Annotated in this window: 9 protein-coding genes; 1 reads left to right on the top strand and 8 read right to left on the bottom strand. The window is 75.8% G+C overall.

Going from position 1 to position 9,376, the window contains the following annotated elements; translation table 11 throughout:
• Window positions 1–54: 54 nt before the first annotated feature.
• From ABZS80_RS33115 to ABZS80_RS33080, 8 genes are all read right to left on the bottom strand, one after another.
• Window positions 55–258, bottom strand: coding sequence for a hypothetical protein (locus ABZS80_RS33115; RefSeq protein ID WP_355062136.1), 204 nt, complete (start codon window positions 256–258; stop codon window positions 55–57).
• 163 nt (window positions 259–421) lie between these two features.
• Window positions 422–1,009 carry a TMEM165/GDT1 family protein gene (locus ABZS80_RS33110; protein ID WP_151460495.1) on the bottom strand — a complete coding sequence of 196 codons (588 nt, stop codon included), beginning with the start codon at window positions 1,007–1,009 and terminating at the stop codon, window positions 422–424.
• 224 nt (window positions 1,010–1,233) lie between these two features.
• The gene (egtD, locus tag ABZS80_RS33105; RefSeq protein WP_355062134.1) at window positions 1,234–2,199 is read right to left on the bottom strand and encodes an L-histidine N(alpha)-methyltransferase; all 966 of its coding nucleotides are present in this window, start codon (window positions 2,197–2,199) and stop codon (window positions 1,234–1,236) included.
• Window positions 2,200–2,240: 41 nt separating this feature from the next.
• The gene (egtC, locus tag ABZS80_RS33100; protein WP_355062132.1) at window positions 2,241–2,987 is read right to left on the bottom strand and encodes an ergothioneine biosynthesis protein EgtC; all 747 of its coding nucleotides are present in this window, start codon (window positions 2,985–2,987) and stop codon (window positions 2,241–2,243) included.
• 16 nt (window positions 2,988–3,003) lie between these two features.
• Window positions 3,004–4,332, bottom strand: a complete 1,329-nt coding sequence (egtB, locus tag ABZS80_RS33095; protein ID WP_355062137.1) for an ergothioneine biosynthesis protein EgtB — start codon at window positions 4,330–4,332, stop codon at window positions 3,004–3,006.
• Window positions 4,333–4,334: 2 nt separating this feature from the next.
• Window positions 4,335–5,570, bottom strand: a complete 1,236-nt coding sequence (gene egtA, locus ABZS80_RS33090) for an ergothioneine biosynthesis glutamate--cysteine ligase EgtA (RefSeq protein ID WP_355062131.1) — start codon at window positions 5,568–5,570, stop codon at window positions 4,335–4,337.
• Between the two features lie 174 nt (window positions 5,571–5,744).
• A complete protein-coding gene (locus ABZS80_RS33085) occupies window positions 5,745–6,551 on the bottom strand; it encodes a hypothetical protein (RefSeq protein WP_355062129.1) in 807 nt (268 codons plus the stop codon).
• A 16-nt stretch (window positions 6,552–6,567) separates the two neighbouring features.
• A complete protein-coding gene (locus ABZS80_RS33080) occupies window positions 6,568–7,209 on the bottom strand; it encodes an RNA polymerase sigma factor (RefSeq protein ID WP_355062127.1) in 642 nt (213 codons plus the stop codon).
• A gap of 559 nt (window positions 7,210–7,768) precedes the next feature.
• On the opposite strand from ABZS80_RS33080, the gene ABZS80_RS33075 reads away from it, so the two are divergent.
• Window positions 7,769–9,172 (top strand): protein kinase, encoded by a 1,404-nt coding sequence (locus tag ABZS80_RS33075; protein ID WP_355062122.1) that lies wholly within the window; start codon window positions 7,769–7,771, stop codon window positions 9,170–9,172.
• Window positions 9,173–9,376 lie beyond the last annotated feature (204 nt).

Genomic DNA, 9,376 nt, shown 5'->3' with positions numbered 1-9,376 from the left:
CTCGGCTGGTCGGTGCTCAATTTCGTGGTGCTCACCGTCGCGGCGCGCGCCCGCTCAGCGGCGGCGGTCGGCCGGGCGCTCCTCGCCGTGCTCCTCGGTCTCCTCCAGCGCGTCGGCCAACGGCTCGGTGAAGTCGTCGCCCGGAACCGCGACCTCCTCGGCCCGGTCCTGCTCGTCGGGGCGCCCGCCCGGCGGCGGCTCCGGAGCCGTGGCGCCCCCGGCGAAGCCGTACTCGTTGGGCTCGTCGTGCCTGCTCATGCGCGGGACCTCCCGGTCGTCCGGTTTCCTCTCGTGGCTCACGCCCGGCGGTGGTCGTCACCCGCCGCGGCGTCTCCCCGAGGTGCATACCCCGCCAACGCGGTCCTCGATCACCCGCGGCCGGTTCCGCAGGCGGCGGGAAAGGCGGAACCGGCCGGCGGGCTCAGGTCAGCTCGGCGACCGCCTCGAAGACCAGCCAGAGGCCGGAGATGGCGAAGAGGACGGCGGCGCCGTACCGGATGGCCTTCTCCGGCAGGTGCCGGCCGAGCAGGCGGCCCACCAGGATCGCCAGGGCGTCGGCGGCGACCATGCCCAGGGTCGAGCCGAGCCAGGTGCCGAACCAGCCGTACTTGGTGGCCAGGGTGATGGTGGCGAGCATGGTCTTGTCGCCCAGCTCGGCCAGGAAGAACGCCACACCGACGGCGACGATCGCGTGGCGGCTGCTCTTCTCCGCCTTGCGCTTCTCCTCCTCGGTCAGCTTGTCGCCGCGCAGCGTCCAGGCGCCGAAGCCGAGGAACGCCAGGCCGGCGACGAGCGAGATCCATTCGGTGGGCAGGGCCGCGTGGAGGCCGTAGCCGATGGCGACCGAGGCCAGGTGCACGACCGCGGTGGCGACGGTGATGCCGATGAGCACCGGCAGCGGCCGGAACCGGGTGGCGAACGTCAGGGCCATGAGCTGGGACTTGTCACCCAGCTCGGCGACGAAGATGACGCCGAAGCTGACCACCAGCGCGACGAGGAAACCGTCCATGTGAACCTTCCCGATCAAGCCGGGACGAGGTACGGGGCGCCCTCGACCCGGCTGCGACAGCCTGAGTCGAAGGTCTCGCCCGCCCCGGGGACCGGGGCCGCGTGGCCGGATGCGGAACGCACCAGTATGTCGACCACGACATTGGGGGCTACTCCCCTTCGCGCCGCCCAGCCTAGCCGATCATCAGGGGGCGGGCCGCGCCGGGTGAACAGGGTCACCGGGCCTCAGTCCGCGCGGGCCAGGCTGACCCCGAACAGCCCCTCCGGGTCGGTCCAGAACGCCTGCCGGACGAACCCGGCCGCGACCAGTTCCCGGGCGATCCCCGCCGGCCGGAACTTCGCCGAGACCTCGGTCCGCAGCTCCTCGCCGGCGGCGAACGCGACGTCCAGGTCGAGCACGCGCACCCGGACGGGGCGCTCCGCCCGCAGCCGCATCTCGATCCACTCGTGCTCCGGGTCCCAGACCGCCACATGCCGGAACGCCGCCGGGTCGAAGTCCGCCCCCAGTTCCCGGTTGATCACCCGCAGCACGTTGCGGTTGAACTCGGCGGTCACCCCGGCCGCGTCGTCGTAGGCGGGGACCAGCACCGACGGGTCCTTCACCAGGTCGGTGCCGACCAGCAGCCAGTCGCCGGCCTCCAGCGCCGCGCGCATCGCGGTGAGGAACTCGGCCCGCTCCGCGGGCAGCAGGTTGCCGATGGTCCCGCCGAGGAACAGCACCAGCCGCCGGCCGCCGGTGGGCAGCCGGTCCAGGTGCCGGGTGAAGTCGCCGACGATGCCGCGCACCCGCAGCCCGGGGTACGCGGCGGCGATCTGCTCGGTGGACCCGCGCAGCGCGCTGACCGAGACGTCCAGCGGCACGAAGCTGCCCAGGTCGCCGTGGCGGGTGAAGGCGTCCAGCAGCAGCCGGGTCTTCTCCGACGAGCCGGAGCCCAGCTCGATCAGCGTCTTCGCACCGGTCAGCGCGGCGACGTCGTCGGCGTGCGCGGCCAGCACCGCCCGCTCGGCCCGGGTCGGGTAGTACTCCGGCAGCCGGGTGATCTCCTCGAACAGCTCGCTGCCCCGGGCGTCGTAGAACCACTTCGGTGGCAGCCACTTCGGCGTCGCGGTCAGGCCGAGCCGGACGTCCTCCCGCAGGCCGCGGTCGAGGTCCTGCTCCTCCAGGTGGATCTCCAGTGGCTCCGCGCTCATCAGCTGTCCTTCCTGTTCCTACCGGTGTGGGAAACGGGATGTCAGGCGACCGTCAGCTCCCGGACCTCCAGCCCGGTGGCGGTGGCCACCACCAGCCGGCCGTCCGGCACCGGCCGCCAGCCGGGGTCGTCGTCGGAGGGCTCGGAGGCGAGCAGCACCGAACCCGGGGTACGGCGTACCGACAGCGCGTGCCCGGCCACGCTGGCCGCCACCGTGGCGCCGTCGGTCAGCAGCAGGTTCAGCCGTGATCCGGGGGCGGCGGCGGAGACCGCGGCGACGGTGTCGGCCACCGCGTCGCCGGGCGTGGCGCCGGCGCGCAGCCGGTGCCGGACCAGCGCCCAGAGCAGCGCCGAGTCGGTCGGCACCTCCAGGGTCAGCAGGTCGCGGACGGGCAGCCCGCCGGCCAGCGGGACCAGTGTGTCCGGCCAGCCCCGCACCACCCCGTTGTGGCTGAACAGCCAGCGCCCCTCGGCGAACGGCGCGGCCGCCGTCTCGTGCAGCGGCATGCCGACCGTGGCGGAGCGGACGGCGGCCAGCACCGCGCCCGCGACCGTCACGGCGGCCAGCTCCGGCAGGGTCGTGTCGCTCCACATCGGCTGCGCCCGCCGGTAGCGGACCGGGTCGCCGCCGACCGGGTACCAGCCGACGCCGAAGCCGTCGGCGTTGATCGTGCCGCCGCCACGCATGTCACGGGGCGCCCAGGACTGCCGCAGCAGCCCGTACGGCGGGTCGAAGAGCAGGCTCCGCAGGCTGACCGGCGGACCGAGGTACGCCAGATGGCGGCACATCAGGCGGCGCCTCCCGTCACGCCGTCTCCTCGGGACGGGCGTCGCGGGCGCAGCGGAAACCGCTGAAGATCTGCCGCCGGATCGGGTAGTCCCAGTTGCGGAAGGTGCCCCGGCAGGCCGACCGGTCGGTGCCGAACGAGCCGCCGCGCAGCACCCGGTGGTCGTCGCCGAAGAACACCTCCGAGTATTCGCGGTAGGGGAATGCCGCGAAGCCCGGGTGGCCGCGGAAGGTGGACGAGGTCCACTCCCAGACGTCGCCGATGAGCTGGTGCACGCCGAGCGGCGACGCCCCCTCCGGGTACGCGCCCACCGGCGCCGGCCACAGGTGCCGCTGCCCCAGGTTGGCGTGCGCGCCCGTCGGGTCCGCGTCGCCCCACGGGTAGCGGCGCGACCGGCCGGTCGCCGGATCCCAGCGGGCCGCCTTCTCCCACTCCGCCTCGGTGGGCAGCCGCCGGCCGGCCCAGGCCGCGTACGCCTCCGCCTCGTGGAAGCAGACGTGCACCACCGGCTCGTCGTCGCGCACCGGCGACCAGCGCCCGAACCGGCGGTACGCCCAGCCGTCCCCGTCGCGCCGCCAGTGCATCGGTGCGGTCAGCGCGGCCTCGACCCGGTGCCGCCAGCCGGCCGCGCTCCACCAGCGCGGCTCGTCGTAGCCGCCGTCGGCCAGGAACGCGCGGTACTGCCCGTTGGTGACCGGTGCCGCGTCGATGGCGTACGCGGGCAGGTCGACGGTGTGGGCGGGGCGCTCGTTGTCCAGCGCCCACGGGTCGGTGGAGGTGCCCATGGTGAACGGGCCGGCCGGCACCAGCACCTCGCCGCCCACCCGGGCGCAAGGCTCGGGCGGCGGCGGAGCGTCCAGCACCGGGCCGCCGGCGCGCAGCTGGTGGGTGGCGAGCATGGTCTCGTCGTGCTGCTGCTCGTGCTGGACGATCATGCCGAACGCGAAGCCGTCCTCGACCAGCTTCCGGTCGGTGAACCGGATCCCGTCCAGCAGGTCGTACACCTTCTCCCGGACGGTCCGCACGTACGCCCGCGCCTCGGCGGGCGGCAGCAGCGGCAGCCGGGGCCGGTCCCGGCGGGGCTGCTTGAACGCGTCGTACAGGTCGTCGATGTCGTGGCGCACCGGGTCGCGCCCGCCGACGTCGCGGACCAGCCACAACTCCTCCTGGTTGCCGACGTGCGCCAGGTCCCAGACCAGCGGCGACATCAGCGTCGAGTGCTGCCGCACCAGGTCGTCGTCGTCCACCGCGTCGGCGAGCAGTGCGGTGCGGGCGCGGGCGCGCTCCAGCTCGGCGGCGATCCGGCTGCGCAACCGCTCACCCTCGATCGCCGGCCGCTCGGTCATGGTCACCGGTGTCCCCTCTCCGCGGCGGCGCGGCGCCGCCGGATCGCTCGGCTCGTCTCGTCGTGGATCCCGGCCGGCAGGTCCAGCCGGGGCAGGGCCGCCAGGGCCAGGTCGAACAGCGCGGCCGCAGCGGTCGCCAGCGGCCGCTCGGCCAGCCCGCGCCGGGCCGCCGCGACCCATCCCCCGGCGACCGGGGCGGCGACGGCGAGCGCGTCCCGGGTGGTGGCGGGGTCGGCGAAGAGCGCCGCCAGCACCGCCAGCGGCACGGTCCACTCCCGACCGGGCTGGGCGTCCAGGTAGCGGACCTCCAGGTAGCCGCGGGGGCGGACCGGTGGGAAGAGCGTGCTGAGGTGGTATTCGAGGTCGTCGGTGGTCGGCGGCTGCGGCAGCGCCCCGGCCAGCCAGTCGGCGAAGGTGACGCCCTCGGGCGGCGTCCAGTCCGGACCGTCGCCGCGGACGCAGAGCAGCGGCGCGGCCAGCGCGTACCCGCTCCAGGCGGCGATCGGGTCGCGGTCGGCCCGCACCGGGGACCAGACCGGCCGGGTGCGCGCCGGGTCGATCGCCAGCCAGGCGGCCATCCGGGTGGAGGCCCAGCCGGTGGGCCGCCCGGCGTGCCGGTCGGCGGTGGCGAAGGCGGCCAGCAGCGGCGGCCCGACGGCGTGCGCGGCCGCCCACCGCTCGGCCAGCCGATCCGGCTCGCCCGCGTCCAGGCAGACCTGGAGCCCGGCGGTGCTGTACATCATCGCCCGGCCGGCCGGCCCGTGCCGGTCGAGGACGGAGCGCATGGCCCGGTAGCGCGGCGTGTCCACGACGGGGCGCGGGGGGCGCCAGGGGTCCATGCCGGTGCGGCCCAGGACCAGGCCGGCGGCGTCCAGGAGGGCCCGCAGCTCGGCGAGGTCGGCCTCGGTGGCCAGGATGAGCGCGGCGACCGACGGTCGCGGCGCGGAGGAGATCTCCACCTGCCCGCCCGGCTCCACGGTCACGGTGCCACCGCGCCGGAGCCCGGCGGCCGGGCTGGTGGGGTCGAGGGTGACGGGGCTGTGCCGTCCCAACGCCCGGTGCAGTCGCTCGCGGTCGACCGGGCGGGTCGGGTCCGCGGCGTCGTGCACCGTCCATTCCAGCTCGACGCCGGTCAGGCTGGGTGGCCCGGTCTTGAAGCAGATCCTGGCGATGTGCCCGCGGGCCGCCGCCTCATCCCCCAGCACGGTGGTCCGGTCCAACTCCGGCGACATCACCACGAGACGGCTCCTCTCCCCGGGGCGCGCGACCACGCTGTCGGCCGGCGCCCGTGCCGTGGCGGCCGGGCGTCGGCGGTCCCACCATCTTCTGTCTAGCAGACGGATTCCGCGTGCCCGGGGAGATGAATTTTTGTCCGGAATCCGGTTGCGGCGGGGGCGGTGCCCGCTCAGCGACTACGGCTTCGACGTCGACTTCGGGTCCGACTTCGGGTCCGACTTCGGCTCGGCTTTCGGCTCCGACTTCGGCTTGGGCGTCGACTTCGGCTTCGACTTCGACTCCGACGTCGGCTTCGACTCCGGCGTCGGCTTCGGCTCCGGCGACGTCTCCGGCACCAGCGCCAGGCAGTAGCTCTCCACCCGGTCGGCGCCGCCGGCGGCGGTCACCAGATCGGCGAACCCGGGGCTCTCCAGCGCCTTGGCCCGCTGCTGGTCCGACTTGGCCAGGTAGGCCCGACAGTGCCCGGCGAGCTTGCCGGCGCTCGCCGGCCCGCCGGGTCCACCGGAGCTGCCAGGTGTCGGTGCGCTCGACGGGACACCGCCGGAGGCCCCACCGCTCGGGGTCGTGCCCCCGGAGGGCGTCGGGGAGCCCGGATCGCTCGCACCACCGGTGCTGCTGCCCGGCGTGGTGGGGGCCGGCGGCGGCGCCGGCTCCGGGGTCCGGTCGAGGTTCACCGCGGCGAACGCGACCCCGGCGGTGGCGGTGGCGGCGAGCCCGGCCAGGACCGCGCCGACCCGGAAACGGCGTCGTGGCCGCGGCGCGGCGGCCGGGGCCGGGGCCGGGTTGGCCCGGGCGGCGCGGAACGCGGCGAGCGCCTGCTCCTCGCCGGCCAGTTCCGCCGCGGTGCCCGGGGCGGACGCCGCGGCGAGCAGGTGCGCCAGCGGGTCGGCCGGCGCCTCCGGAGGTGTCCCGGCGCGGGCCGCGTCGAGGAAGCGCTCCGAGTCCGCCGGATCGGCGGGCCAGTCGGACCGGCCAGAACTCATCCCGTTTCCCTCCACGTCAACCGTCCGCCGGCTCGGCCTTGGGCGCCTGCGGCGCCTGCCGTCCCCGGCCGGTGCGGGCGCGGGGCGGCGTCGCTCCCCCGGCCCGGTCCGCCGGCTGATCCGCATCGGCGCGCTCCAGCAACCCGGCCAGACGCCGCAGCCCCCGGTGCGCGGCGGTGCGCACCGCACCGGCCCGCCGGCCGAGCACCCGCCCGGCGGTCTCCGCGTCGAGCCCGATCACGGCCCGCAGCAGCACCGCCTCCGCCTCCCTGGGCGGCAGGCTGGCGATCAGCGCCAGGGCGCTCTCGGTGCCGATGGTCTCGCCGGCCCGCTCGGCGGTGTCCGCGTCGCCGGCCAGCTCGCTGAGCGCCTGGACGGGCACCGGCAGGGCGGGCCGCCGGCGCTGCCGGCGCAGGTGGTCCATGGCCCGGTTGCGGGCGATCGTGACGGTCCAGGCGCGGAACTCGCCGCCGGTGAAGCTGGGCAGGTCGCGGGAGATCTGCAGCCACGTCTCCGAGGCCACGTCCTCGGCGTCGCCGCCGACCAGGGCGGTGAGGTAGCGCAGCAGGCCGGGCTGCAGGCTGCGGTAGAGGAAGCGAAACGCCTCCTCGTCGCCCCCCTGCGCGGCGGCGACCGCCTCGCTCAGCTCACCGGTCATGGATCCGCCGTTCCCGCCGTGCCGACTCCCCGCACCGGCGCCCACCGGTGCCGGCGTGCCCGACGCCCGCCCGGTCGGACAACCGGACCTCCACCCGCACCATCAGTCCCCCGCTGACCTGATCGGCACCAGCACCGGAAGGGTGCGGGCGCGCGTATGGACACCGCCGTGTAAGGACGGCCGTCGGCGGACATACCGTACCGGCGTCATGGGGCGGCCGGGAGCCGGGCCAACGCTAGGAGCGGCCGGTGGGTTCGACAAGGTGCCGCCCGCCGGAGAAAGAGTGAGAATTCTCTACGGCCCGGCACGGCGGGTCGGCGTAACGAAAACCGTCCGCGTTGCGCTGCGCGGCCGGCGAACCGGGACGAAACACCAGGTCGGAGCCGGACACACGAACCTCTGGGCACATTTTACTGCCCGATCGTACGCGATTCGTCACCGTCAGCCGACCGGTGCGGGGGCGGTTGACCGTTCGGCCCAGGCGCCTCCGGCCGCCCGCCGGTCGTGACGGGAGAGATCGCGGGAAATACTCTGCGGCCCCTCTGGGTACGGTATTGACGTGTTGACTTCCGACGTCGTACTCAGCGGTCGGTACCGCCTTGATGACCGTGTCGCCACCGGCGGCATGGGCGACGTCTGGCGTGCCACCGACCTGGTGCTCGGCCGGCCGGTCGCGGTGAAGGTCCTGCTGCCCGCGCTGGTCTCCGACCCCGACTTCATCGCCCGCTTCCGCTCCGAGGCGCGGATCATGGCGTCGCTGCGCCATCCGGGCGTGGTCCAGGTGTTCGACTGCGGCGAGGACGAGCTGCCCGACGGCAGCCGGGCCGACTACCTGGTCATGGAGTTCGTGGCGGGCGAGCCGCTCTCCCGGCGGATCGAAGCGGCCGGGCAGCTCGGGGTCGGCGAGACCATGTCGATCGTGGCGCAGGTGGCCCAGGCCCTGCACGGCGCGCACGCCCGGGGCATCGTCCACCGTGACGTGAAGCCGAGCAACCTGCTCGTGCAGGACGACGGGACCGTGGTGCTGGTCGACTTCGGGGTGGCCCGGTCGACCAACGTCACCAGCATCACCAGCACCAACGCGGTGCCCGGCACCGCCCTCTACATGGCTCCCGAGCAGGCCGCCGGGCGGCCGGTCTCCGGCGCCACCGACGTCTACGCGCTCGGCGCGGTGGCCTACTGCTGCCTCACCGGCAGCCCGCCGTTCACCGGTGACAACCCGCTGCAGGTGGCCGTCCGGCACCTCGACGACGAGCCGCCGGAGCTGCCGGCGGAGATCCCGCCGCCGGTCCGGGACCTGGTGGCCCGGGCCCTGGCCAAGGACCCGGCGGACCGCTTCCCCACCGCCGCCGCGATGGCCGAGGCGGCCCGCGCGGCCGGGTCCGAGTCGCCCACCGCCATGGTGCCGGTGACGCTGCGCGGTGCGACCGGATCGAGCCGCACCCGAGACGACCTGACGGCCACCGCGCCGGGCGCCCTCGTGGCGCCCGCCCGCCGGCCGGGGCGGCGCGGCACGCTGGTCGGCGCGCTGGCCGCCGTGCTGGTGGCGCTGACCGCGCTGGGCGCGGCACTGGGCGCGGCGAGGAACGCCGATGCGCCGGCCACCCGGATCGACACGACCGCGCCCGCGGTTGCCCCGAGCAACTCGGTCGCGGACGCCGCGGTCACCGAGGGCCCGCCGACGGACGAGGGCGGCCACAGCTACCGGCCGGTGGGCCCGACCGGCCGGCCGTCGACCTCGGGCTCGGCGACCCCGAGCCCCTCCGCCAGCGGATCGGGCCAGCCGAGCCCGTCCGGCGTCCCGTCGACCCTGCCGACCGCGCCGAGCACGGCACCGACCACCACCTCCCCGCCGGTGCAGACGACCGCGCCGACCGAGACCACGACGACCACGACGGCCCCCGCGGACGGTGGCGACGGCGGTGGCGAGGGCGGCGGGGCCGAGCCGGTGTCCGACCGCTGACCCCACGGCAGTCGGACCGCGGCACCCAGACCCGAGCAGCCCAGACCCGAGCGGCCGAGGGCCGAGGACGTCCCGGCCGGCGGCGCCCGGAGCCGGTCGAGCCGGCCCCGCGGTTCTCGCGGGGGGGGCGCGGCGCGGCGGGGGCGCCCCGGGGGGACACCCCCCCCCCGGCCGCCCCCAAGAGGGAGGGGGAGGGGGAGGGGA

Source organism: Micromonospora sp. NPDC005305, assembly GCF_040607315.1.
GTDB lineage: Bacteria > Actinomycetota > Actinomycetes > Mycobacteriales > Micromonosporaceae > Micromonospora.
This window is presented reverse-complemented; position numbering and strand designations above follow the sequence as displayed.

What these genes read in the sequence shown, in the direction of transcription:
- egtB (WP_355062137.1), bottom strand. Translation starts at nt 4,332, where the DNA reads ATGACCGAGCGGCCGGCGATCGAGGGTGAGCGGTTGCGCAGCCGGATC.
- ABZS80_RS33115 (WP_355062136.1), bottom strand. Translation starts at nt 258, where the DNA reads ATGAGCAGGCACGACGAGCCCAACGAGTACGGCTTCGCCGGGGGCGCC.
- egtC (WP_355062132.1), bottom strand. Translation starts at nt 2,987, where the DNA reads ATGTGCCGCCATCTGGCGTACCTCGGTCCGCCGGTCAGCCTGCGGAGC.
- ABZS80_RS33080 (WP_355062127.1), bottom strand. Translation starts at nt 7,209, where the DNA reads ATGACCGGTGAGCTGAGCGAGGCGGTCGCCGCCGCGCAGGGGGGCGAC.
- ABZS80_RS33085 (WP_355062129.1), bottom strand. Translation starts at nt 6,551, where the DNA reads ATGAGTTCTGGCCGGTCCGACTGGCCCGCCGATCCGGCGGACTCGGAG.
- ABZS80_RS33110 (WP_151460495.1), bottom strand. Translation starts at nt 1,009, where the DNA reads ATGGACGGTTTCCTCGTCGCGCTGGTGGTCAGCTTCGGCGTCATCTTC.
- egtD (WP_355062134.1), bottom strand. Translation starts at nt 2,199, where the DNA reads ATGAGCGCGGAGCCACTGGAGATCCACCTGGAGGAGCAGGACCTCGAC.